The organism is Rhizobacter sp. P5_C2, from assembly GCF_054049715.1.
This window is the reverse complement of the sequence record NZ_JBFULV010000032.1, coordinates 12,108-35,358: the sequence shown is the minus strand read 5'-3', so window position 1 is coordinate 35,358 and position 23,251 is coordinate 12,108. Positions and strand designations below refer to the sequence as shown.

General features: G+C 71.7%; 18 protein-coding genes. 10 read left to right on the top strand and 8 right to left on the bottom strand.

Annotated features, from left to right (window positions below):
* Positions 1–6: 6 nt before the first annotated feature.
* Positions 7–2,001: a heparinase II/III domain-containing protein gene (locus tag ACXJLU_RS14060; RefSeq protein WP_457331841.1), complete on the bottom strand. Its 1,995-nt coding sequence runs from the start codon at positions 1,999–2,001 to the stop codon at positions 7–9.
* The gene (locus tag ACXJLU_RS14055; RefSeq protein WP_457331839.1) at positions 1,998–3,503 is read right to left on the bottom strand and encodes a phenylacetate--CoA ligase family protein; all 1,506 of its coding nucleotides are present in this window, start codon (positions 3,501–3,503) and stop codon (positions 1,998–2,000) included. Before ACXJLU_RS14055 ends, ACXJLU_RS14060 begins: the two co-directional genes overlap by 4 nt.
* A 248-nt stretch (positions 3,504–3,751) precedes the next feature.
* Between ACXJLU_RS14055 and ACXJLU_RS14050 the strand changes: the two genes are divergently transcribed.
* From ACXJLU_RS14050 to ACXJLU_RS14010, 9 genes are all read left to right on the top strand, one after another.
* The gene (locus ACXJLU_RS14050) at positions 3,752–4,735 is read left to right on the top strand and encodes an EpsD family peptidyl-prolyl cis-trans isomerase (protein WP_457331837.1); all 984 of its coding nucleotides are present in this window, start codon (positions 3,752–3,754) and stop codon (positions 4,733–4,735) included.
* A 666-nt stretch (positions 4,736–5,401) separates the two neighbouring features.
* Positions 5,402–6,208, top strand: a complete 807-nt coding sequence (gene epsE, locus ACXJLU_RS14045; RefSeq protein WP_457331835.1) for a polysaccharide export protein EpsE — start codon at positions 5,402–5,404, stop codon at positions 6,206–6,208.
* A 28-nt stretch (positions 6,209–6,236) separates the two neighbouring features.
* Positions 6,237–7,649: a chain length determinant protein EpsF gene (epsF, locus tag ACXJLU_RS14040; RefSeq protein ID WP_457331833.1), complete on the top strand. Its 1,413-nt coding sequence runs from the start codon at positions 6,237–6,239 to the stop codon at positions 7,647–7,649.
* A gap of 1 nt (position 7,650) precedes the next feature.
* Positions 7,651–8,565: a P-loop NTPase gene (locus ACXJLU_RS14035; protein ID WP_457331831.1), complete on the top strand. Its 915-nt coding sequence runs from the start codon at positions 7,651–7,653 to the stop codon at positions 8,563–8,565.
* A gap of 15 nt (positions 8,566–8,580) precedes the next feature.
* A complete protein-coding gene (gene xrtB / locus ACXJLU_RS14030) occupies positions 8,581–9,447 on the top strand; it encodes an exosortase B (RefSeq protein ID WP_457331830.1) in 867 nt (288 codons plus the stop codon).
* Positions 9,444–10,115 carry an exosortase-associated protein EpsI, B-type gene (gene epsI / locus ACXJLU_RS14025; protein ID WP_457331828.1) on the top strand — a complete coding sequence of 224 codons (672 nt, stop codon included), beginning with the start codon at positions 9,444–9,446 and terminating at the stop codon, positions 10,113–10,115. Before xrtB ends, epsI begins: the two co-directional genes overlap by 4 nt.
* Positions 10,116–10,136: 21 nt before the next feature.
* Entirely contained in the window at positions 10,137–11,648 is a 1,512-nt protein-coding gene (locus ACXJLU_RS14020) for a hypothetical protein (protein ID WP_457331826.1), read from the top strand.
* Positions 11,645–12,835: a glycosyltransferase gene (locus tag ACXJLU_RS14015; RefSeq protein ID WP_457331824.1), complete on the top strand. Its 1,191-nt coding sequence runs from the start codon at positions 11,645–11,647 to the stop codon at positions 12,833–12,835. Before ACXJLU_RS14020 ends, ACXJLU_RS14015 begins: the two co-directional genes overlap by 4 nt.
* A 1-nt stretch (position 12,836) precedes the next feature.
* Positions 12,837–13,262: a serine O-acetyltransferase gene (locus tag ACXJLU_RS14010; protein ID WP_457331822.1), complete on the top strand. Its 426-nt coding sequence runs from the start codon at positions 12,837–12,839 to the stop codon at positions 13,260–13,262.
* A 7-nt stretch (positions 13,263–13,269) separates the two neighbouring features.
* Here ACXJLU_RS14010 and ACXJLU_RS14005 read toward each other — a convergent pair whose 3' ends face one another.
* The 5 genes from ACXJLU_RS14005 to ACXJLU_RS13985 form a co-directional block, all read right to left on the bottom strand.
* A complete protein-coding gene (locus ACXJLU_RS14005; protein WP_457331820.1) occupies positions 13,270–14,187 on the bottom strand; it encodes an FkbM family methyltransferase in 918 nt (305 codons plus the stop codon).
* Positions 14,184–15,560 carry a flippase gene (locus tag ACXJLU_RS14000; protein WP_457331818.1) on the bottom strand — a complete coding sequence of 459 codons (1,377 nt, stop codon included), beginning with the start codon at positions 15,558–15,560 and terminating at the stop codon, positions 14,184–14,186. The genes ACXJLU_RS14005 and ACXJLU_RS14000 overlap by 4 nt, the downstream gene beginning before the upstream one ends.
* A complete protein-coding gene (locus ACXJLU_RS13995) occupies positions 15,557–16,585 on the bottom strand; it encodes a glycosyltransferase family 2 protein (RefSeq protein WP_457331816.1) in 1,029 nt (342 codons plus the stop codon). The genes ACXJLU_RS14000 and ACXJLU_RS13995 overlap by 4 nt, the downstream gene beginning before the upstream one ends.
* Before the next feature lie 5 nt (positions 16,586–16,590).
* On the bottom strand, positions 16,591–17,280 hold the full coding sequence (locus ACXJLU_RS13990) for a glycosyltransferase family 32 protein (protein ID WP_457331814.1): 690 nt from the start codon (positions 17,278–17,280) through the stop codon (positions 16,591–16,593).
* Positions 17,281–17,356: 76 nt separating this feature from the next.
* Positions 17,357–19,987, bottom strand: coding sequence for a heparinase II/III domain-containing protein (locus tag ACXJLU_RS13985; protein WP_457331812.1), 2,631 nt, complete (start codon positions 19,985–19,987; stop codon positions 17,357–17,359).
* 196 nt (positions 19,988–20,183) lie between these two features.
* Here ACXJLU_RS13985 and asnB point away from each other — a divergent pair, with 196 nt between their 5' ends.
* Positions 20,184–22,064, top strand: a complete 1,881-nt coding sequence (gene asnB, locus ACXJLU_RS13980) for an asparagine synthase (glutamine-hydrolyzing) (RefSeq protein WP_457331810.1) — start codon at positions 20,184–20,186, stop codon at positions 22,062–22,064.
* Here asnB and ACXJLU_RS13975 read toward each other — a convergent pair whose 3' ends face one another.
* Positions 22,065–23,225, bottom strand: coding sequence for a glycosyltransferase family 4 protein (locus ACXJLU_RS13975; RefSeq protein WP_457331809.1), 1,161 nt, complete (start codon positions 23,223–23,225; stop codon positions 22,065–22,067). It abuts the gene before it with no gap.
* Positions 23,226–23,251 lie beyond the last annotated feature (26 nt).

The window sequence follows — 23,251 nt, the reverse complement described above, 5'->3', positions numbered from 1 at the left end:
TCTCCGTCATGAGGTATGGATGTCGATCGAACTGCGCACGACCGACGTGCCGGAGATCCGGGTGCGCCAGAGGAGCGTGGGGGCGGGAATGCGTTGCCCGAACGCGGGCGAGTGCCAGCCGAGCATCGAGCCCGGCGCGCCGTGGTGGAGTTCCCAGTGGCCCGGCGTCTCCGGCGAATCGACGACCAGGCGCAGCGACACGCCATCGGCGCCGATGTGTGCCGTGCCGTCGATGATCTCGACACGGCAACCGGGCGCAAAGTGCCAGGCCACCGCCGCGGCGTGCGACCCGCGGCCGGCCAACGTGTCGATCACCTGGAAACGGCGTGCCGTGCCGTGCCACTCGACGCGGCGCGTGTGCATCACCGGCTGCGCGAGCCGGCGGTAGCCGTCGTGGCGCGCCTGCACGTGGCCGGCCATGTCGTCGCTCGCGAACGACTCGAGTTCGCAGAGCGCGTGGCGCAGCCACAGGAACGGGCCGCCGTACTTCGATTGATCCGCATCGTCGATGCAGACGGTGTTGTGCGCGAGCGTGCCGCGGAAGAAATGCCGCCACTCGGGTTCGGCGTTGTAGACGAAGCTGCCGCGGTCCACCAGCAGCGCCTGCCCGGCCACCGACAGACGCAGCGACAGCGCATCGGCATGCCCGTGCGCCGCGATGCCCAGGTAGCCGAGCGCGCCGGTGTCGACCACCATCAACACCTCGTCCGCCCGGCCGAAGCCGCTGCCCAGCAGGTGGTAGCCGCCCTGCGGGAACGCACGCGGCAGCAGGGACCGCACGGCATGGGCCGTGCCGGCCGCCGCACGGGGTGCAGCGACCACCGGTCCGACCAGCCACGGCGTGATCTGCGACGGCCCGTCGACCAGCGGCGCGAGTTCGGGCGCCACCCCCAGGTCGACGGCCAACGCGAGCAGGCGGGCCGGCGCATCGACCGCGGCAGCGTCGAGCATCAGCGCACGTGCGTGGTCGGCGTCGCCGTGGTGCGACAACTGTCCGCGGGCGTTGCGCAACGCGGCGATGAAGCGGGCCATCGAACCCATGCGCTGCGTCAGCCGCGGATCGGGCGTGCGTTCGCGGGCGCGCTCGATCTGCACGAAGACCGCCAGTAGCTCGAACAGGAAGCCCTGGTACCAGCTGGCCTGCTCCCGGTTCACGCCGTCCTCGTGGGTCTGCCGCAGGGCTTCGTGGACGAGCTCGCGCCGCGCCGCCGCGCCCCAGGTGACCACGTCCTGCCAGGCCGGCCAGGTGGCTTCGGCGACGACCAGTCCGAGCAGCTCGCCGATCAGGTGGTTGTTGGCCGATGAATGGCGCGAGCGGTGCTGGCGAACGAAGCGGGCGTGCTGGTAGATGCTGGCGAGCCAGCGCTGGCGCAGCGGGAGCGGCACCGGCGAGTCCTCCCGGTCCGCCTGCAGCAGCTGCCAGGCCAGCGACCAGTTCAGCAGGCGCAACCCCGCGTCCAGTGCAGACGACCAGGCGACGCCGCGCGGGCAGGGGCACTGCTCGAGCCAGCTTTCCAGTTGCAGCAGCAGCGCGGCCAGGTGGTGGGGCTGTCCGCCCAGGCGCCAGGCCTGCGCGAGGCGCACCAGGTGGCCGTGGCGGTGCAGCTCCATCTCGAAGCGGACCTCGCCTTCGACCGGCAGACCCGGCACGCGCGTGGGCCTGGCCGGGTCGTTCGACAAGGCGCGGCGCGGCCGGTCCCAGACCGGCGGCGTGCCCAGCACCAGGAAGCGGCCATCCACGCGTTCGATGAATCCGTGCGCGATCCCGTCCGCTTCGTGCAGGAACGGGGCAGCGTCGACGGCGGGAATCTCGTGGGCCGACGCCAGCCACGCGGGCGGCGGCAGCCAGCCCTTGCGGATCGCAGGCATCGGCACCGCGATGCGGTCGATCGTCTGCCCGAGCGCGCTCGCGGCCCGGTGGGACAGTTCCAGCGGATGCATCACGCGCATGCGATTCCAGTACCAGCGCAGCGAGCCGCGGGAGACGCCGGGCGCATTCATCGAGCGGGCACCAGCGCGTCGGCTTCTTCGAGCAGGCGCTGCTGGCGTGCCGGCGTGATCGCGGCCCCGAGGTGGTCGTCGAGGCTCAGGTGCTGGACGAGCATGCGGTGCTTGCCGCGCGCGGTGCGCTCGATCTGCGGCACCACGAGCACCTCGACCCGGCAGCCGCCCTGCGTCTTCTCGCGCACGGCGGTGGCGATGCGTGTTCGTTCGCCGTCCGCCAGCCCGCCGGCCTTCACGACCTTGAGCTGCACGACGCCGGGCTCGCGTTGTTCGAACTGGATGCTGTCGACCGCGGCCAGCGCGTCGAAGTGCGCGGCGCCGAGCGTCGTGATCGAGACCAGGCGCCGATCGGCGCACACCACGAACTCCTGGCTTCGCCCCTCGATGCGCTGCATCACGAAACGCCGCCTGCCCGCGCAGTTGCCGCTGTAATCGGGTGCCTCGGCCCAGGTGCCGATGTCGCCGGTGCGGTAGCGCAGGAACGGCATCACGTGGTTGTCGAAGCTGGTGCCGACGATCTCGCCGGCAATGCCCGGCACATCGATGACGCGGCCCTGTGCATCGACGAGCTCCGGCAAGCCGTACAGCGGCTCGAACGCCACCTGTGCCGAGCCGGACGTGCCGAGCGCGAGCAGCACGCGTTCAGAGTGCCCGTAGTGGCGCACGATCCGTGCGTTCGGGAACACCTCGGCGAGCAGCGCGTGCTGGAAGTCGTAGAGGTTCTCGGAGGTGAGCAGCACGCTCGCCACCTGCTCGGTGTAGTCGGGGGCCGGGTGTTCGCGCAGCCAGCGGGCGAGCGGGTGGAGCGCGGACGGAAACGCATGGATGTGGCGCGGCCGCAGGCGGCGCAGCGCCTGCACGTAGGCCGGCATGAAATCGGCCTCGAGGTGGTCGCTGCTGAAGAGCAGGTGGCGCTTGACGGGCTCGGTGGTCCAGAGCGCGCCGCCGTGGCGCGCGGCGCTGGCCACCGTGCGGCCACGCAGCGACAGCGCCCAGTCGGCGCGCCGCACGCCCATCAACTCGGCCTCGATGCGGGCGAGCCAGGCCGACTCCTTCGGCCGCGTCACGTGGCGCTGCAGGTAGAACAGCATCGGCTGCGCGGTCGAGCCCCCGGTGAAGGTCTGCAGCCGGTCGTCAGGCGAGCTGCCCGTGCGCACGTAGCGCTGCAGGTCGGCTTTCAATGCCGATTTGTCGAGCAGCGGCAGTTCGCGCAGTCGTTGCAGCGGGTCGATGCGGCGGTCGCGCAGCCGCTCAGCGTGCAGTGCGTACGCAGGGACGTGCGAGGCGGCCTGCAGCGTCGCGTCGAGGCGCTGCGCGATCTCGTCCCAGCCGATGCCGGCGCCGGCACGCCGTGCATCACGCACGAAGTCCACATGGCGCGCGCCGTGCCGCAGGCGATCGGGCACCGCGCGCCACAGGCGCCCGCCGATGCCGCGCACCCAACCCGGCGCACGCATGTAGATGCCGAGCGACGCGTGCAACCTGTCTTCGAGTGCCATGGTGGCTCGCGTGCGCAATGGCACCGTTGTCTCCGTGGCGGCCATGCTCGGCAGGCGCGGTGACAGTGCCATGAAGCGGTGCCCGCCTTTCGGACTACGTCGGATACAGGGTTTGCAGGGGTCTGAGCCGTTCGGCTCATGCCCCCCGGGTCTCGGGGCAAAGCAGCGGTGAAGCGGCCTGCGCTGACACGGAACATTCATCCGCCCTGGGTACTGTCGCGGCTCCTGCACCAGCCCTTCGGACCCCCATGACTGCTTCGTTTCGATCCGTGCCGCTGCTGGCTGTGCTGCCGATGATGGTCGCCGCGCTTGCCGTGATGTCGGGCTGCTCCGGCGGCAGCAAGGACAAGAAGGCCGCCTCGCAGGTGGCCGTCAAGGTCAACGGCAACGAGTTGTCGATCCACCAGGTGAATGCGCAGCTGGCGCGCGCGGGCGGCGTGCCGCCGGAGCAGCAGGACCTGCTGCGCAAGGAGATCGTCGACCGGCTGGTCGACCAGCAGCTGCTGATCCAGCAGGCCACCGACAATAAGCTCGACCGCGACCCGGAGGTGCTGGCCGCGATCGAGCAGAGCAAGGCGCAGATCCTGGCGCAGGCCTACGTGCAGAAGACGCTGGCCGCGCAGGCCAGGCCGTCGGACGATTCGGTGCGCGCCTATTACCGCGAGAACCCGGCCTTGTTCGAGAAGCGCCGCGTGTTCCGCCTGCAGGAGCTCGCAACCGACCTGCCGCTCGAGCGCGCCGATGAGCTGAAGGCGGTGGTCGCGTCGGCGAAGGCCATGCCCGAGGTGATCACCTGGCTGCAGAAGAACAAGGTGCAGGTGGCCGCGAATGCCGCGGTGCGCGGGGCCGAGCAGCTGCCGCTGACGCAGCTCCAGGCCATCAGCGCGATGAAGGACGGCGACATGGCCGTGTTCATTTCCGACCGCAAGGTGACGGTGCTGCAGGTGGTGGCCTCGCAGAATCAGCCGATGGACCCGGCGCGTGCGACGCCGTTCATCGAGCAGTACCTGACCGCCCTGCGGCGCGACGAACTGGCGCGCGACGAGGTGAAGCGGCTGCGCGACACCGCCAAGATCGAATACGTCGGCGACTTCGTGCGGATCTCGCAGCTGAGTGCCGCGCCTGCTGCTGCGGCGTCCGGCGCGGTGGCGTCGGCACCTGCCGCGGTGCTTCCGGCCGATGGGTCGGCCAGTGCCTCGGGGACCGACAAGGGTGTGGCGGGTTTGCGCTGAGATGCCGCTCTTTCTCATGTTCGCCGCTTCGGCGCGGCAAAGGCGCGGGTGGGCAGGCTGTGGCGCGCCGGACGGGCCGGTCTTCGCCCCGTGGGGGCGAAGACTTCCCTCCGCTGACTGGCTTCATGGCCCGTCGCCGAAACTCCCGTCACTCACTTCGTTCGTTGTGGTCAAACAGTCGGCGACAGTCAGTTCACGAAGCGCGCTGCGCGCGCGGGCCATGAATCCAGCCAGCTCCGGCGCCCCGTCCCTATTGGCGCTCCACAGCCCACCCACCCGCGCCTTTGCAGAGACGACAGTGCGTAGCCCGGATGCCAATCCGGGATGTGTCGGACAAACCCCGGATTGGCATCCGGGCTACGAACACACACCGGTCGCGGGGCGCGTCAGGGGGACTGGGCTGGGGGCGATTTCTGGGGCGACGAAGAAGATCGGCTTCGGGGGTGGCGTGCGCAGCACGCTTCGTGGACTGACTCATCGCCACTGTTTGACCACAACGAACGAAGTGAGTGGAGGGAGTTTGGCGATGCACCCCCGAAGCCGAGCTTCTTCGTGGAGTCGGCCCGCCAGGGCCGACCGCCCCAGCATGAGCCCCCAGCCCAGTCCCTCTGACGCGCCCCGCGCGCACCACAAGAAAAAGCCGGAGCGAACCCTGTGCAGTCTCGAATGATGAAAGGCGCGGTCGGCCTCGTGTCGGCGTGGCTGTGCGCCACCGCGCTCGCGGCACCCGTCAATGCGGTGAGCGGCAAGACGCTGACGCTCGGCGCCGGCGACCAGTTGCGCGTCAGCGTGTTCCAGAACCCGGAGCTGACGCTCGAGGTGCGCGTCGACGGCGACGGCCGCATCACCTATCCCTTTCTCGGTGCAGTCGACGTCGGCGGGCAGACCACCGCACAGGTCGAGCAGTCGATCGCCGTCGGCCTCGCCCGCAACGACGTGCTGAAGCGGCCGCAGGTCAGCGTCACCTTGCTGCAGTACCGCAGCCAGCAGATCGCGGTGCTCGGCTGGGTCAACCGCCCCGGGCCCTACGTGCTCGACATGGCCTACACCGTCAGCGGCGCGCTGGCGCAGGCGGGTGGCGTGGGGCAGGGCGGGGCCGACAGCGCGGTGCTGAGCCGCTACGAGAGCGGCGCGCTGAAGAACATCGAGATCGACCTCGTCCAGATGTTCAAGCCCGGCGCCTCGCGGTCGGCCGACATCGCGATGCAGCCCGGCGACGTGCTGTACGTGCACCGCGCACCGGCGTTCTACATCTACGGCGAAGTGCAGCGCCCGGGCATGCAGCGGCTGGAGCGCGACATGACGGTGCTGCAGGCGCTGTCCGCCGGCGGCGGGCTCACGCCGCGCGGCACCGAGCGGAACATGAAGGTCACGCGCCGCGCCGACGACGGAACGCTGCTCACGATCGACGTGCTGCCCGATTCGAAGCTGCAGCCCGACGACGTGGTGCTGGTGCGGGAGAGTCTGTTTTGAACCTGCAGAACGACAACGGGGAGTCGTCATGAATTTCCAGCAAGTCCTGCGCGTGATCGTCGCTCGCTGGTGGGTCATCGTGCTGGTCTGCGCCGCGGCGCTGGCGGCGACCGGCGCGATCTGCGCCATCCAGCCCGATCAGTACACCGCGACGACCTCGATGGTGATCGAGCCGCGCGGCAACGATGCGCTGGGCGTTGCCTCCGCCGGCGGGCAGCTGATGGCGCAGACCTACCTGGCGACCCAGATCGACGTGCTGCAGAGCGAGCGCGTCTCGCGCGACGTCGTGAAGGCGCTCGGCCTCGACCGCAACACGCAGGCGGTCGAACAGTGGCGCGAGGCCACGCAGGGCAAGGGCAGCGTCGAGGGCTACTACGCCGGCGTGCTGTCGAAGAAGCTCGAGATCAAGCCCTCGCGCGAGAGCTCGGTCGTCAACCTGAGCTTCACCGGCGCCGACCCGCAGTTCGCCGCACGCGTCGCCGACACCTGGGCGAAGACCTACATCGCCACCAGCCTGGAGCTGCGCAACCAGCCGTCGCGGCTGTACGCCTCGTGGTTCGACGAGCAGCTCAAGAGCCTGCGCACCGACCTGGAGCAGGCGCAGGCCAAGCTGTCGGCCTTCCAGCAGACCAACGGCATCGTCGCCAACGACGAACGCCTCGACGTCGAGAACAGCCGCCTCGCGGAACTGTCGCAGCAGCTCGCGATGGCGCAGTCGCAATCGGTCGATGCGCGCTCGCGGAGCGATGGCGGCGTGGCCAGCGTGCGCAGCGTGCCCGAGATCGGCGCGACGGCGGTGGTGCAGGCGCTGCGCACGGAATTGCTGCGGTCGGAGACCCGGGTGCAGGAGGCGAGCCAGCAGTACGGGCGCAACCACCCGACGCTCGAACGCATGCTGGCCGAGCGCACCAGCCTGCGCGAGCGCCTCGACACCGAGCTGGCGAACGCCAGCGGCAGCATCGCCAGCGTCTCCGGCGTGTCCGACCGCCGCGAGGCCGGGCTGCGCGCCGCGGTGTCGACGCAGAAGCAGCGCGTGCTGCAGCTGCGCCAGCAGCGCGATGCGATGTCTACGCTGCAGCGCGAGGCCGAGAACGCACAGCGCGTGTTCGACGCCGCGCTGCAGCGCCTGGCCCAGACGCGCCTGGAAGGCCAGAACACCCAGACCAATGCCTACGTGCTGAATGCCGCAACGGTTCCGGCCGAGCGCTCGAGCCCGAAGGTGCAGCGCAACCTGCTGCTCAGCGGCGTGCTGGGCCTGCTGCTGGGCGTGGCGGCCGCCTTCCTCGTCGAGTTGATCGACCGGCGCATCCGCTCCGTCGACGAGCTGGAGGCCGGGCTGAAGCTGCCGGTGTTCGGTTCGATCCCCCGCACGCTGCCGATGCGCGGCGAGCCCGCCGCGCTCGACTGGCACGCGGCGCCCGCCGCCCACCAAGGAAGTTGACGTGGTCCGCACCCTGAAGATCGCAGCCGACACGCAAGACATCGACGCGAAGGACATCGACGCACCGGTCGAGCCGCCGCGCCCACCCGCCGGCAACCGGCTCGGCAACATCCTCGTCGAGCTGGGCCGCATCGAAAGCCGCCACGTCGACCTCGTGCTGGCGCAGCAGTCGCAGAACCCGAGGCGCTTCGGCGACCTCGCGATCGCGCTCGGCCTGGTCGTGCGGGCCGACATCGACCTCGCGCTCGCGCGCCAGTTCGACATGGACTTCCATCCCGCGACGATCGACGCCGACGCGGTTGCGCTGCCGTCGCGCCTGGGCGATGCGCAGAGCGAGGTGCTGCGGGCCGTCCGCTCTCAGCTGGTGCTGCGCTGGTTCGGCAACGATCCGGAGCAGCGCACGCTGGCGGTCGTCAGCCACGGCGCGGACGAGGGCCGCAGCCACGTCTGCGCGAACCTCGCGGTGCAGTTGTCGCAGATGGACGAGGACACATTGGTCATCGATGCCGACCTGCGCAAGCCGTCGCTGCACACGCTGTTCGGCATGGAAGCCGGCACCGGCCTCACCGAGTACCTGTCGCGCGACGTGCTGCGCGCACCGATTCGTGCCGTGCCGGGCAAGCCGCGCCTGCACCTGCTGTCGGCCGGCCAGTTCAAACCGGGCGCGCAGCCGCTGCTGGAGCGCCGCCAGTTCGGCCTGCTGCTGGGCACGCTCGCACAGCGCTACGCCTTCGTGTTGATCGACACGCCGCCGGCCGCGCAGTTCAGCGAGGCACTGACCGCCGCGGTGCGCGCGAGCGGCTGCCTGCTGGTCACGCGGCGCAACCGCACCCGCATGGCCGACGCACAGCGGCTGGCCGACCAGCTGACCCGCCACAGCGTCGTCGTGCTCGGCGCCGTCATCAACGAACGCTGAAGAAGCCGCAGCGCCATGTCCACCGTGCTGACACCTCCCGATGCCATGGCGCTGCCGTCGCCGMGCGCGTGGGCGCCGACCGCTGTCGGCCTGGCGGCCTTGCTGCTGCCGACTTACCTCAGCCTGCACGCGACGCTGTGGAACGAGGAGGCCTACGAGCACGGGATGATCATCGTCGCGGTGTTCTGGTGGCTCGCGTGGCGCGCCCGCCAGTCGCTGCTCGCACTGCCGCCAAAGCCGTCGCCGGGGGCCGCTGCGGTGCTGCTGCTGCCCGGGCTGTTCCTGTACTTCGTCGGCCGCTCGCAGAACCTGATGCTGTTCGAGGTCGTCGCGCACCTGCCGATCCTCGCCGGCACGCTGCTGCTGTTCTGGGGCGTCGCGGCGCTGCGCGTGGCCTGGTTCCCGCTGCTGTTCCTGGTCTTCATGGTGCCGCTGCCGGGCTTCGTGATGGTGGCGCTGACCTCGGAGCTGAAGCAGCATGTGTCGGTGGCGGCCGAGTGGCTGCTGTTCAATGCCGGCTACCCGATGGCGCGCGACGGGGTCGTGATCTCGATCGGCCCGTACCGCATGCTGGTCGCCGATGCCTGCTCGGGCCTGAACTCCATCTACTCGCTGGCCGCGCTCGGGCTGCTGTACATGCACCTCACCTACACGCCGGGCTGGCTGCGCAACGGCGTGCTGCTGGCGGCCATCGTGCCGATCGCGTTCGTCGCCAACGTCGTGCGCGTGATCGTGCTGATCCTGCTGACCTACCACTTCGGTGACGAGGTCGGCCAGGGTTTCCTGCACAACGTCTCGGGCGTGCTGCTGTTCGTGGTCGCGCTGGTGGTGCTGGTGGTCCTCGACTGGCTGATGAGAAAGATGAAGAGGCGAACGGCATGAATGCACGCACGTGGTCGTGGGTCGCCGGCATCGCGATGCTCGCCTGCGCGGCGCTGGCGAACGCCTGGCGGCCGGTGCCGGTCGTGCAGCCGGCCTTCAGCCTGGAGACCGTGCTGCCGACCCGCTTCGGCGCCTGGACGGTGGACAAGTCGGTGACGCCGATCGCGCCGACGCCCGACGTGCAGGAGAACCTCGACAAGCTGTACGGCCAGATCGTCTCGCGCGCCTATGTCAACGCGCGCGGCGAACGGATGATGCTGGTCGTGGCCTGGGGCGGCGACCAGTCCGACAGCCTGAAGGCGCACCGCCAGGAGGTCTGCTACACCGCGCAGGGTTTCGCGGTGCAGGACGTGCACCGCGACCGCATGGCGCTCGCCTCGGGCGAGGTGCCGCTGGTGCGCATGCATGCGCACAAGGGCAACCGCTCCGAGCCGGTCAGCTACTGGTTCACGATGGGCGACCACATCGTCATCGACCGCGCCGGGCGGCTGCTGACGCAGGTGCGCTACGGGCTGCTCGGCACCATCCCGGACGGCCTGCTGGTGCGGGTCTCCAACCTGTCGCGCGACCCTGCTGCCGCGTATGCGGCGCAGGACGACTTCATGCGCGCGCTGCTCGGTGCGGTCGAGCCGGCCTGGCGGCGCCGGCTGGCCGGGCCGGATGCCTGAGGGCCGGCCGCAGTGCCGCCGTTGACCGCCAGGCCCTGGGGGCGGCTGCGGGGTCGGCCTTGGGGACAGGGGGCGGCCATCGCCACCGCGGTGCTGGTGCCGATGGCGCTGGCCGCCTTCGCCGGGCTGGTCATCGCGGTCGAGTCGCCGCAGCTCACGCTGATGGTCGTCGGCGCGATCGGCGGGCTGGCGCTGCTGTTCGTGCCGACCTGGGCGATCGTCTACGGCATGTTCGGCCTCGCGTTCTTCGGCGTCGGGCTGCTGATGTACTACGGCCACATCCTGCAGGCGCACTGGCTGCCGTATGCGCTGGCGCTGTTCCTGTGGCTCAAGCTGCCGATCGATGCGCTCGCACGGTCCATCCGGCCGTCCGCGCCCACGCCGGTGCAACCGCTGACCTGGTGCCTGCTCGCGCTGTTCGCGCTGACGCTGCTGTCGGTCGCGTTCAACGAGACGCCGTTCCTGTATGCGCTGGTCGGCGCGCGCAACTACTTCTTCGTCTGGTCCACCGCTTTCGCGATCGCTGCCGGCGCGATGACCGAGCGCCAGCTGCTGGTCTGCTTCCGGCTCGCGCTCGGCATCGCCGCGTTGCAGCTGCCGTTCGCGGTCCAGCAGCACTTCATGAATTTCGCCAGCGGCGCCAGCTGGGATTCGGTGGTCGGCACCTATGGCGGCGATCCCGAGGGCGGCGGCGCCAGCGGCACGCTCGCGCTGTTCGGCGCCTACGGCATGGGCCTGGCGATCGCGCTGTGGACGCATGGCGCGCTCGGCGGCCGGCTGGCGGCAGCAGTCGTGCTGTCGTCGGTCGCGAGCCTGATGTTCGCCGAGGTCAAGGCCTTCTTCGTGTTCGCGCCGCTGATGCTCGGCGTCGTGCTGTTCCCCGAGCTGCGCCGCCGGCCCGCGCTGGTGACGGGCGTGCTGCTGGTCACCACCGCGCTGCTGGCCGGCACCTTCACCTACTACCGGCTCGTCTACTACAAGCCGGTGGCCTCGGCGCGGGTCGACTCCGGCGCCGGCGACTACCTGGCGTACGCGGTCGGTGCCGACATCAAGCTCAGCCACAACATCAACCGCGTGACCGGTGAGGTCAGCCGCGTCGGCGCGCCGCTGATCTGGGTGCAGGAGGGCGGGTTCGGCCCGCCGCACGGGCGCTGGGTCGGCTACGGGCCGCGGGCCTCGCGCGCGAGCGCGATGCTCGGCAAGGGCGAGGCGGCGAAGCATTTCGTGTTCGCGCTGACCACCTCGACCCTCACGGTGGCGCTGTGGGACCTCGGGCTGCTCGGCCTGTCGGTGATCCTCGGCCTGCTCGTGGTCGCGCTGCTGTCGGCCTGGCGCCTGTCGCGCGACGAGCGCATTCCTGCTGCCCACCGCGGCGCGCTGCAGGCCACCGCCGGGCTGTTCCTGCTCGCGCTGGCCAGCCTGCCGTACAACGACACCGTGGTCGACTCGCACTCGATGCAGTTCTTCTACGCGTTCTCGGTCGGCTACCTGATGTTCTGGCAGCGCCGGCTGGCCGCACTGCCGCGGGCATGAGGCTGCTGATGTTCCTGCGCGATCCGCTGCCGCCGGCGCGGGTCGACGTGCGCGTGCTGTTCGACCGCTGCCTGCGCGAGCGCGGCATCGAGACGGATTATGTCGGCCATGCCGGCGCGGCGGCAGTGCCGGGAATGCCCTGCCGCGGCCGGCAGTTCGAGGTCGGCGCCGCGACCGACCCGCGCAGCTGGTGGCGCCAGGCACGGCTGCTGTGGCGGCTTTCGGGCCACTACGACGCGATCGTCGTGCGCGACCGGCCGCTGGTCGGTGCCTTGCTGTTCGGGCTGGCCGCGCTGCGCCGCACGACCTGTCTCTACTGGATGTCGTTCCCGATCCCGCTGGGGGACCGCGCCGGCGCCGAGGACCATCGGCGGCGTGGTCGGCCGCTGCACGCTGCGCTGGTCGGGCTGCGCGGCCGGCTGGGGGCGTGGATCGAGAACCGCCGCGTGCTGCGGCAGGCCACCCATGTGTTCGTGCAGAGCGATGCGATGCGGCAGCAGCTGCTGCGGCGGCATCCGGCGCTGCAGGCGCAGGTCTCCGCGGTGCCGATGGGCGTCGATGCGAACCTGTTGCGCGGAGTGCCAAGCCCTGATGCGTCGGGCGCGCCCGTCGTGGCCTACCTGGGTTCGCTCGACCGCGCGCGCCGGCTGGATGTCGTCGTGGACGCGATCGCGCTGCTCCGGCAGCGGGTRCCCGAGGCCCGGCTGCTGCTGGTCGGATCGTCCCCGCATGCGGCCGATCTGCACTGGCTGCATGCGCACGCGGTGTCGCGCGGTGTCGGGCACGCCGTCGAGTTCGCCGGGGCGATGCCGATGGACGAAGCCTGGGCGTTGCTCGCGCGCCGCGCGGCGGTCTGCGTGTCCGCGGTGCCGCCGGGACCGTTGCACGATGTCTCGTCACCGACCAAGGTCATCGAGTACCTGGCGCTCGGCCTGCCGGTGGTCGCCAACGACATCCCGGACCAGCGGCAACTGCTCGAGGCCTGCGGCGGCGGGCGCTGCGTCGCGTGGTCGGCGCAGGCGTTTGCCGACGGCCTCTCGGCGCTGCTCGCCGATCCGTCGAAGGCCCGGGCCGAGGCGCTGCACGCGCGCGAGCGGGCACTGCAACTGCGCTCCTATGACGTGCTCGGCCGCGATGTGGCGGCCGTGTTGCGCCGCGTGGTCGCCGTCAACCGCAGGCAGGGCTGAGATGGCGGCGCTGCGGCTCTACCGCATTTACCACGCGCTGCACCGCGCCGGCGTTCCCATCCTGCCGCGCCTGCTGTACGGCCTGAACCGGGTGCTGTTCTCGGTGGTGCTGCCACCGTCGGCGCGGCTCGGCCGGGGCGTGCTGCTGGGCTACCAGGGCCTCGCGATCGTGATCCACCAGGACGCGGTGCTGGGCGACCGCGTCGTGCTCGCGCCCGGCGTCACGATCGGCGGCACCGGCACCTCGCAAGGCGTGCCGGTGATCGACGACGACGTGCACATCGGCTCCGGCGCCAAGATCCTCGGGCCGGTGCACATCGGCCGTGGCGCATGGATCGGTGCCAACGCGGTGGTGCTGGCCGACGTGCCGGCCGGCATGCTCGCGGTCGGCATGCCGGCGCGCGTGGTGGGGCCGGCGCCACCGTAGATCGTGTTCAAAGCCGCCAAGGCAGGAAATCGGCCTCGGTGCGCGAGAACACCACGTCCATCATCTCGGTGGGCGTCTCCCGCACGCGCGGCAGCCGCAGCGCGTGCGCCTCGCGCGCGTAGAACGCGGCGTCGTAGCGGTTCTCGATGCGGTACGGAAGGAAGCCGCTGCGGCGCAGCCGCGCGATCACGTCGTCCACCGGCATGCCGGCCTGCGCCAGCGCGGCCGGTGCAAGCTCCATCAGGATCTCGCAGTCCCGGCGCAGGTGCTCCAGCGAATCGCCCAGGCCCTTGACGAAATGGCCTTCGGCGCCTTCGATGTCGACCTTCACCAGCCGGGCCCGCTGCCACAGCGCGGGCTCGACCCAGTCGCCGATCGGCGCCGCGCGCACCGTGACGCCCGCCGCCGCGGCCGGGTTCAGCACCACCGACGCCTGGCCGCTGTTGCCCGAGGTGCCGGGATACAGCGTCAGCTCGCCGACCTCGTGCGACACCGCGCCGTGCACGAAGCGGATGTTGCGATACCCGTTCAACGCGACGTTGGCCGCCAGCATCTCGCCCATCTCGGCCGACGCGTCGATCGCCAGCACCTCGCCCTCATGGCCGACCAGCGACGCGGCCAGCAGGCTGTACCAGCCGACGTTGCAGCCGATGTCGATGAAGGCGTCGGCCGGCTTCAGCCGCGAGGCGACGAACTCGCTGAGCGTCGGCTCCCACACGCCGAACCAGTGGATGTTGCGGCGGATCAGGTCGCCCGACTGGTAGGCCATCCGGAAACCGTAGCGGGTGCGCGTGCGGCCGGCGTCGGCCACCCACGAGAAGCGCCGGAACACAGTCTCGCGGCCCGGCCATCCGTCGCCGTAGCGCACGTAGGCGCGGGCGGCGGGGCGCAGCAGATGGGCGATGTGGTGCTTCAGGCGTGTCATGGGGGTACGGCGAAGAGTCGTTGGAGTTGGCGAAAGCCGATGCGCCACGCGTCGAAGGCCAGCAGGCGTGCGACCGCGAGCTGCAGGCGGACGATGTCGCGCGTGCCGCGCCACAGCGCGTAGAAGCCGGTGTTGACGGCGGCCGTCGCGGCCAGCGTCGCGATCGCCGCGCCGAGCGCGCCGTGGCGCGGCACCAGCCACGCGTTCAGCGCCAGGTTGGCGGCCAGCGTCAGCAGCGTCTTGCCGGTCAGGTAGCGCTGACGGTGCGTGGCGACCAGGTAGTGCGACAGCGGCGCATCGAGGAACAGGAACACCGTCAGCCAGATGTGCACCGCGAGGATGGCGCCGGCGCCGGCGTAGCCCGGGCCGAGCGCGAGCGCGACCAGCGCGTCGCCCCACAGCGTGGTCAGCACCGAGGCCGCCACCGCGGGCACGGCCAGCGAGGCACTGATCCACGCGACGCGGCGCCGGATCGCCGCATCGCCGTCGTGGCCGTAGATGTAGGCCGGCGCGATCGAGTTCAGCAGCATCGGCGGCAGGATCCACCAGATCTCCGAGAACCGGGTCGCCGCGGCGTACAGGCCGACCTGCCCGAAGCCGGCCAGCCAGCCCAGCATCAGCTGGTCGACGCGGCTGTTCAGCGAGGTCGCCAGCGCGGCCAGCGCCAGCGGCGCGCCCGACGCCAGCATCTGCCAGGCGCCGGCCGCGTCCGCCGACCAGCGCGGGCGGTGCCCGGCCATCGCGGACCAGATCGCGAAGATCGCGGCGCAGGTCAGCACCGCTTCGGCCAGCCCGACCCATGCGAACGCGAGCACGCCGAAGCCCAGCACGATCAACGCGACCTTAGCGAGCGCCGCCGCGAGCCGCGTGGCGTTGACCGCGAGCACCGCGCCGCGCAGGCGCCCATGGGCCTGCAACCACAGGAAGACGCCGGCCGGTGCCTCGGCGAACGGGATCGCCAGGCTCAGCACCAGCACCATCGCGAGCACCAGCGGGTCGGCGGCATGGAACCACAGCGCGCCGGCCACCGCGAGGCCCGCCGCCAGGCACGAACCGGCGACGCGCAGCAGCAGCGCCGCACCGAGGATGCGGCCTTCGTCGGCGGGGCGCTGCACCAGGTCGCGCAGCACCGTCTCGCCGACGCCCAGCCATGCGATCGCGTTGAACAGCGCGACCCACGAGACGGCGAACTGCAACTGCCCATACGCATGCGACTGCAGGTAGCGGGCGACCCACAGCCCGACCACCAGCCCGATCACCAGGCGCAGCAGCTTCTCGCTGCCGCTCCAGCCGATGTTCGACAGGCTGCGGCGCAGGCGCGCATCGCGCAGGTGCGGCTGCAGCGCCGTGCGCAGGCGGGCCAGGGCGGTCATGCCGCGGCTCGCTGCGCCGCCAGCCAGGGCCGCAGCGCGAGCTTCGACAGGCGGGCCAGCGGTGTGCCGCGCCACACGGCGAGCGGCGAGCCGGCGAAGCGCAGCACCGCATCGCGCTGCGCGGTGGTGCTCGCCGCCTCGCAGGCCGAGAGCCATACCTCGGACAGAGCCGCCGCGAAAGCCTGCGGCTCGTAGCGCCCATGAGCGAGGTTGGCCGAGCGAATGCGCCGCAGCCAGGCCTCGACCTCGGCGAGCCAGCCGGCATCCACCGGCCGGTCGTGCCATTCGATCGAGCGGTGCAGCGCGAGCTCCTCGTCACCGGCGGCGATCCCGAGCCGGGCCAGGGCCCGCTGGTGGATGACGCCCAGCGACGCCCGCAGTTCCGCGCGCCGCGTCGTCGTCGTGTTCTGGCCGTGCAGCCGGTAGCGGATCAGCACCTGGTCGAGGTTGCGCGCGCGCCAGCGCTCGGCCAGGCGCTGGTACAGGTGCAGGTCCTCGGCCAGCGGCACCTCGGGCGAGAAGCGCAGCGCGCGCAGCACCTCGGCGCGCGCGGTGACGCTGGAGGTGACGAACCACTGGCGGAACAGCAGCATCGCGCGGCAGAACTCCGGGTCGCCCGGCATGCGCCACGGTGCCGAGCGCGTGCGTCCGGTGGTGTCGATCGGCTGGGCCGCGCTGCCCACCGCCGCGAGCGCCGGGTAGCTGTCCAGCGCCGCGAGCTGCACGGCCAGGCGCTGCGGCAGCGCGACATCGTCGGCATCGAGAAACGCGATGAAGCGGCCGCTGGCCGCATCGATGCCGCGGTTGCGCGTCTCGACCAGCCCGCGGTTGCCGTCGTTGCGCAGCAGCCGCAGGCGCGGGTCGCCGAACGACGCGGCGATCGCGGCCGAGTCGTCCTGCGAGCCGTCGTCGATCACGATCAGCTCGAGCGCCGCGTGCGTCTGGCCGAGGATGCTCGCGATGGCCTCGCGCAGGTAGGCCGCGCCGTTGAACACCGGCATCACGACCGACACGTCGGGCGCCATTCGGATCAGCCCGGCTGGCGCCGCGGCGGCTGCAACCCGAGCGCCGACAGCACGCGGCGACGCAGGCGCAGCCAGCGGTTGCGGTCTTCGGGCTGCGCCCACGAATGCGCCCAGTGGTGCGCGGCGTAGGCCTGCGGGTGGCTCTGCGCGGTGGCGCGCGGCTCGCCGGACGCGTAGGGGTAGAAGAAGGGCGTCGGGAACAGCGTCAGCGTGCCGTCGAAGCCGCCGCGCAGCAGCTCGCGCGTCACGTGGCCCGGCCCGGTTTCCTGGTTCGGCATCGCGCGGCCGATGCGCGCCGGCAGGCTCATCAGCAGGCGCTCCACCAGCGCGGCGCCGGGCTCGGCACCGAGGATGCCGGTCGAGATCGCGCTGCCGTTCTCGGAGCAGGCGAACACGCGGGCCGGCGCGACCAGCGCGTCGATCGGACGGAAGCATTCGAAATCGGTGTCGAGGTAGACGCCGCCGTGCGCCAGCAGGATCTCGAGGCGCAGAACGTCGGCCATCTGCGCGTACGAACTGCATTGCGCGATCAGCTCAGGCCGGCGCGGCGCGAAATCGAGGTTGCCGAGGTTCCACAGCCGGTAGCGCCAGCCCGGGTGCAGGCGCAGCCAGCTGTCGCGCAGCGCGGCGAACTCGGCCGGCAGCTCGGGCCGGTCACGGTGGATCCAGATCTGGTGGAAGACGGTGGGGATCATGCTTCAGTGGCCCGCCGGCGGACCCGCGAGCATCGCGCCGCCGTGTGACAGGCCGATGTGCGCGATGCGCCGCCCGTTACTCGTTCGGACCATGGTCCGGCCCCTGCAGCAGCACCCGGGCGTCGTCGAAGGTGATCGAGCGCGCCGGCTGCGTGGCGTCTGCCGCTGGCGCCAGCTCGACGGCGGCGATGCCCGTGCCGAGGTCCAGCGTCGCGCGCGCCGGTCCGGCCACGCAGCCAGGCCGCAGCACCGCGAGAAAGCTCGCATCGGTCGACGGTTGCCGGGTCGCGAAGCGGCCGTGCCACTGCGTCGGCCGCGGCGTGGCCGGCGGGATCGGAAAGCCCTCCGTCTGCGTGAACACCAGGTCGGCGCCGTACAGGTCGATGCAGACCTCGGTGTTGCCCGACGGCCCGCGGGCGCGCACCGTCCAGGGCGTGCCGTCCGGCAGGCCCTCGCTCACCACCTCGAACGGCTTGTACGCGTGCAGGTTCCATTCCCAGGTGTGCGGCGTGGCACCGGCCAGCCGGTCGTAGACCAGGAACAGCGGTGCCTGCGACCGGCGCCACAACGCGACGCTTCGAATCGCGCGGGTCACAGGCTGAAGGTAGTCGCGGTGCTGGCAACCGGGGTTCTGCAGCAGCTGGTCGGGGCAGCTGCGGTAGGCGAGGGTGGCGTCGCCGGTCCCGATGTCGAGGTCACTGCCGTTGTCGACGCTGCCGAGCGACAGGTTCAGCAACCGGCCGCTGAAGTCCGCCGAGCCGACGCTCTGGCGCGTGGCTGTGCCGCCCGGCGTCTCGGCCTGCCCGCGCCCGCCATCGTAGGTGATCGCGTTCTTCGACAGCGTGCGCCGCGTGTAGCCGGCGTGGTGCGGCGACCAGTAGCTGTCGTAGTAGCCCGCGCCGATCAGCACCGGCTCGCCGGCCAGGTGCAGCACGAAGCCGTTCTGCTCGGCCTGCGCATGGTTGAACGAGCCGAAGCGGCCACTGATGAAGTACAGCGAACTGCGCTGCGGATCGGCCAGGTAGGTGTGCAGCGCGACCTGGCCCGATTCGGGGAATGCGGCGGCGTCGGGCGTGTCCTGCGGGTACTCCGTGCCGGCGTCGGGCCGCACCGGCGCCAGCAGCGCGAGGGCCCGCGAGAGCGGCCGGTAGTCCGCATCGGCGAGGTAGGGGTAGGTGTCGCGCGCCTGCTGGCGGTACCAGCCGTAGAGCGGGCGGTCGGCGGTGTCGACCAGCGACTCGTACAGCCGGAACTCGCGGTCCGCCGCGACGACGGCGTGGTACGACACCGACGGGTCCGAGGCCTCGTCGCCGAACACCGGCACCGGCCCGGTGAAGCGGGCCGGCGTGTTCCACGGCGGACCTTCGGTGAAGGCGAACGGCGTGATCGGCGGGGTCGTGTAGACGAGGCGGCGACCGGCGTTCGCGAAGGCCGCGCGGCGTGAGAATAAGTCGGTGCCGAGCGCGTTGCGCAGCACGAAGACCGCCTGCACCAGCTGGCCGAAGCCGTGCCAGCCGTAGGCCGTGCCGTTGCCGTCCGATCCATCCGCGCTGCCGTAGGCGGGCATCAGGCTGCGCCAGGTCTGCCAGCACACGCCGAACATCTCGTCGAAGGCCGGGTCCTCGCCGGCCAGCAACGCGAGCGCCTCGACCGCGAAGTTCATGCCCTCGACCTCGTGCGAGCGGTACGGGAAGGTCATGCCGAACAGCAATCGGTCGCGCCGGCCGGCCGGGCCGCGCAGCCGTTCGTCGACGTACTGCGCGAGCCGCGTGCGCGCCGCGTCGCGCACCGCGCGGCGCTGCGGGTCGCTCAGCTCGGCCTGCAGCAGGTCGAGGCCACGTGCGAGGGCGAGGAACACCACGCGGTTGAGGCGGTCGTCGGCCGCCGTCTCGCTGCTGCTGCCGAGCGGATCCCAGCGGCTGCCGGGCGTGGTATCGGCCAGCGCGAGCAGGCGTTCGCGCGCGACGGCGGCGAAGGCGGCGCGGTCCGGCAGGCCGGGTGAGAGCGTGGCACCGATGCCGAGCACGGTGATGGCGTCCAGCTCGGTGCCGGCGTCGGCGCGGCCGGTGAACAGCGGATCGGCGGCATCCACCAGCCCGGCATAGCGGCGGGCTGCCAGGCGCACGCGCTTCAGGTCGGGCTGGCGCTGCTGCGGATCGTCGAGCGCCGCCTGCATCGCCACGCGGGCGGCCGGCGGCGGGAACATCTTCGGCCGGTCGCCTGCCCGCTGCGCCAACAGCGCGAGCACCTGCGCCGCATCGGGCACCACCTGCTCGCGCGAACGCTGCTCATCGATCGAGAAACGGCGCACGCGGCCGTGCACGACGCCCTGGTCGTCGCGCGCGTCGACGCTCCAGCGGTAGTCGCCGGCCGGCAGGCTGCGCGGCAGGCTGATGAACGGGTCGGGCGTGTTCACGTCGATCGCGAAGGCCGGGTCGCCGTCACTCGTGACATGCAGCGTGTAGACCACGCCGCGCAGCATCTTTTCGAGCTGCGGCGCCCACCAGAACTGCGGCGGGTTGTCTTCGGACAAGTAGCAGTCGCGTGGCACGAGGCGGCGGAAGGTGCGGTCCTGGTCGTCGATCCAGTCGCCGCCTTCGGCGAGGCTGTCGCAGCCGGCGAGGCGGTCGGCGGGGAGGCCGCGTCCGTCGAGCACACGGCCGGGTTCTTCAGCAGGGCTGGAGGTGGCACCGCTCAGCAGGGCCATCGCCACGAGGAGGGTCAGGAAAGGCACTTGTCGGGGCATGGCCTGCAGTCTTGCCGCTGCCGATGGCGCCCCCGCGGCCGGTCGCTCGCCGCGCATGGGCCGAACGGCTCATGCCGGCGGCAGGCCGCTGCCTCCGGTCTGTAACGCGGGTTACGCAATGCGTCCCTAGCATCGTCCGCAGGAGAGGGAGCAACGCATGTGCGCCATCGTCGGGTTCATCGGAGGGGCCCGGCCGGATGCGCGGGCGCTGCTGCGGGCCATGGCCGACACGCTGCAGCACCGCGGGCCGGATGCCGTCGGCTACCACCTGGCCGATTTCGACCAGGGCCGCCGCCAGGTCGGCCTGGGCCACCGGCGCTTGGCGATCGTCGACCTGTCCGGTGGCGACCAGCCGATCGGCAACGAGACCGGCAGCCTGCAGCTGGTGTTCAACGGCGAGATCTACAACCACCGCGCGCTGCGCGCCGCGCTGCAGGCGCGCGGCCACCGTTTCGCGACCGCGTCCGACACCGAGACCATCGTCCACGCCTACGAGGAGTACGGCACCGCCTGCGTCGAGCACCTGCGCGGCATGTTCGCGTTCGCGCTGTGGGACGCCTCGGCGCAGCGCCTGTTCCTCGCGCGCGACCGCTTCGGCGAGAAGCCGCTCTACTACGCGCAGGTCGGTGACACGCTGGTGTTCGCGTCGGAGCTGCGTGCCTTCCATGCATGGCCCGGCTTCGAGGCACGCCTCGACACCGACGTGCTGCCGCACTACCTGCAGTACCGCTACGTGCCCGGCCCGCAGACCTGGTGGCGCGGGGTCAGCAAGCTGAGCCCCGGTTGCCACCTGACCTGGTCGGCTGGCGGCCTGCACGAACACCGCTATTACCGGCCGCACGATGGCACGGCACGGACCGGCAGCAAGCTCGACGACGCCGAGGCCGCGCAGGCGCTGCGCGACAAGCTCGACGAGACGGTGGGCCTGATGATGGACAGCGAGGTGCCGTATGGCGCCTTCCTGTCCGGCGGCCTCGATTCGTCGGCGATCGTCGCCGCGATGGCGGCGCGTGGCGGCCCGCCGGTGCGAACCTTCGCGGTCGGTTTCGAGGAGGCGGGCTACAGCGAGCTCGCGCATGCGGCGCGGGTGGCGCGCCACGTCGGTGCTGTGCACACCGAGATCATGCTGACGCAGCGCGAGGTGATCGACTGGCTGCCGCGCATCGCCGGGCTGCGCGACGCGCCGGTCTCGGAGCCGGCCGACGTGCCGATGTACCTGCTTGCGCGGGCCGCGAGCCGCTCGGTCAAGATGGTGCTGACCGGCGAGGGCAGCGACGAGGCGCTCGGCGGCTACCCGAAGCACGTCTACGAGCGCCTGGCCGCCCCCTACCTCGCGCTGCCGCGCGGTCTGCGCCGGCGCGTYGTCGAGCCGCTGGTGCACGCCTTGCCGTACGGCGCACGCCGCATCAAGGTGGCGGTGCAGGCGCTCGGGGTCGAGGCCTTCGAGGACCGCATGCCGCGCTGGTTCGGCGCGCTCGCGCCCGAGCAGGTGCAGGCGCTGTGCGGCCGGCTGCCGCAGCGCCTGCGCAACGGCGCGAGCTACCCGTTCGAATCGGCGCACGACGCGTCGGCGCTGCGCCGCATCCTGTACTTCGACCAGACCAGCTGGCTGCCCGACAACCTGCTGGAACGCGGCGACCGCATGACGATGGCGGCCTCGATCGAGGCGAGGCTGCCGTTCATGGACCATGAGCTGATCGAGCTCGCAGCCTCGTTGCCGGACCGGCAGCGCGTGCGCGGCACCGCGACCAAGCGGGTGCTGCGCGCCGCGGTCGCGCAGCGGCTGCCGGCCGCGGTGCTGGCGCGGCCCAAGGTCGGTTTCCGGATGCCGATCCACCTGTGGTTGCGCGGCGAGCTGCGCGGGCTGCTGGTCGACGCGCTGCTCGGGCCGGACGCCGCCAGCCGCGCGCTGCTGGACCGGGCGGTGGTGCAGCGCCATGTCGACGAGCACCTGCAGGGCCGGCAGAACCACGAGAAGCCGCTGTGGATGCTGCTGAACTTCGAGCTGTGGCTGCGGCAGTCGGGGCTCGCCGTGTGATCAGCGCGTGAGGAGCATGCGGCGGTAGGTGTCGAGCAGCGCCGGCAGCGTCGCGTCTTCGCTGTAGAGCGCCCGCACGCGGGCTGCGGCCCGTGCCGACAGGCGGGTCCAGCGGTCGGCGGCGCACAGTCCGTCCAGCGCGTCGGCGTAGTCGGCGGCGGTGGCGGCGACCGGCAGCACGATGCCGGCATTGCCGACCACGCCGCGGCTGAAGCCTTGCGCGCTGCACACCGGCACGAGGCCGAGCGCCATCGCCTCGTTCAGCGCGTTCGAATGGCCTTCGCCGTCGTGCCGCGACGGGAAGACGAAGACATGCGCCCGTGCCGCGCGCTCCAGCAGCGCGTGCATCGGCATGCCGGCCTGCCAGGTGACCGGCAGGCCGGCATGCTGCGCGCGCAGCCGCGCGACGTAGTCGGGCGGGCCGTCGCCGATCAGGTCCAGCGTGACCGGGCGGCCTCGGTCGATCAGCAGCCCGAGGGCCTGCAGCGCGGTCTCGATGCCTTTTTCGGGCACCAGGCGGCCAAAGCACACCAGCCGCAGCGTGTCGCCCGCGGCGAGGCGGCGCGCCGGCAACTCGCGCTGCAGCGACGGTGCGTCGACATAGTTCGGGAAATGCAGCACCGGCCGGTGCGTGCGGCGGCGCACGAAGGCGACGTAATCCGGACCTTCGACGGCCACCTGCGTGGCCAGCCGCAGCGTGCGGTCGATGGTGTGCCGGTACAGCGCGCTGCCGGCCTCGTAGTGGCGCACGAAGGTGCCGGCACKCACGTCGACCAGCACCGGCTTGCCGGCCAGGCGCGCGCACGAGACGAGCACGGTTTCGGCCAGCGCGAAGTGCATGTTCAGCGGGGTCAGGTGCAGCAGGTCGTAGTCGGCGCGCCGGCGCAGCAGCCACCAGGCGTTGCGCACGAAGCTGCTGGCGTAGCCCGCGAGCTTGCGCCAGCGCGAGCGGGCCGGGTGCGGATAGCGCAACTCGATCACCTGCTGGCCGCGCCGCACCAGCGCATCGCAGGTGCGCCGGTTGGCCGCCTCGTAGCCGCCGCCGGCCGGGCAACCGGGCTCGGCGATCGGGCCGCAGAACGCGATGCGGCCGCCGACCGACAGGGCGGCTTTCGCGGCTGCGAGCGCGGGATCGGCAAGGCGGGGCGAGACAAGTGGCATGCGGCCAGTACACCGGGTCACGATGA

Excerpts from the sequence above, each read along its gene's own strand:
- epsF (WP_457331833.1), top strand. The coding sequence starts at position 6,237 with ATGAATTTCCAGCAAGTCCTGCGCGTGATCGTCGCTCGCTGGTGGGTC.
- ACXJLU_RS14000 (WP_457331818.1), bottom strand. The coding sequence starts at position 15,560 with ATGACCGCCCTGGCCCGCCTGCGCACGGCGCTGCAGCCGCACCTGCGC.
- ACXJLU_RS14050 (WP_457331837.1), top strand. The coding sequence starts at position 3,752 with ATGACTGCTTCGTTTCGATCCGTGCCGCTGCTGGCTGTGCTGCCGATG.
- ACXJLU_RS14010 (WP_457331822.1), top strand. The coding sequence starts at position 12,837 with ATGGCGGCGCTGCGGCTCTACCGCATTTACCACGCGCTGCACCGCGCC.
- ACXJLU_RS13985 (WP_457331812.1), bottom strand. The coding sequence starts at position 19,987 with ATGGCCCTGCTGAGCGGTGCCACCTCCAGCCCTGCTGAAGAACCCGGC.
- epsI (WP_457331828.1), top strand. The coding sequence starts at position 9,444 with ATGAATGCACGCACGTGGTCGTGGGTCGCCGGCATCGCGATGCTCGCC.
- epsE (WP_457331835.1), top strand. The coding sequence starts at position 5,402 with ATGATGAAAGGCGCGGTCGGCCTCGTGTCGGCGTGGCTGTGCGCCACC.
- ACXJLU_RS14060 (WP_457331841.1), bottom strand. The coding sequence starts at position 2,001 with ATGAATGCGCCCGGCGTCTCCCGCGGCTCGCTGCGCTGGTACTGGAAT.
- ACXJLU_RS14055 (WP_457331839.1), bottom strand. The coding sequence starts at position 3,503 with ATGGCACTCGAAGACAGGTTGCACGCGTCGCTCGGCATCTACATGCGT.
- ACXJLU_RS14005 (WP_457331820.1), bottom strand. The coding sequence starts at position 14,187 with ATGACACGCCTGAAGCACCACATCGCCCATCTGCTGCGCCCCGCCGCC.
- ACXJLU_RS13990 (WP_457331814.1), bottom strand. The coding sequence starts at position 17,280 with ATGATCCCCACCGTCTTCCACCAGATCTGGATCCACCGTGACCGGCCC.
- ACXJLU_RS13995 (WP_457331816.1), bottom strand. The coding sequence starts at position 16,585 with ATGGCGCCCGACGTGTCGGTCGTGATGCCGGTGTTCAACGGCGCGGCC.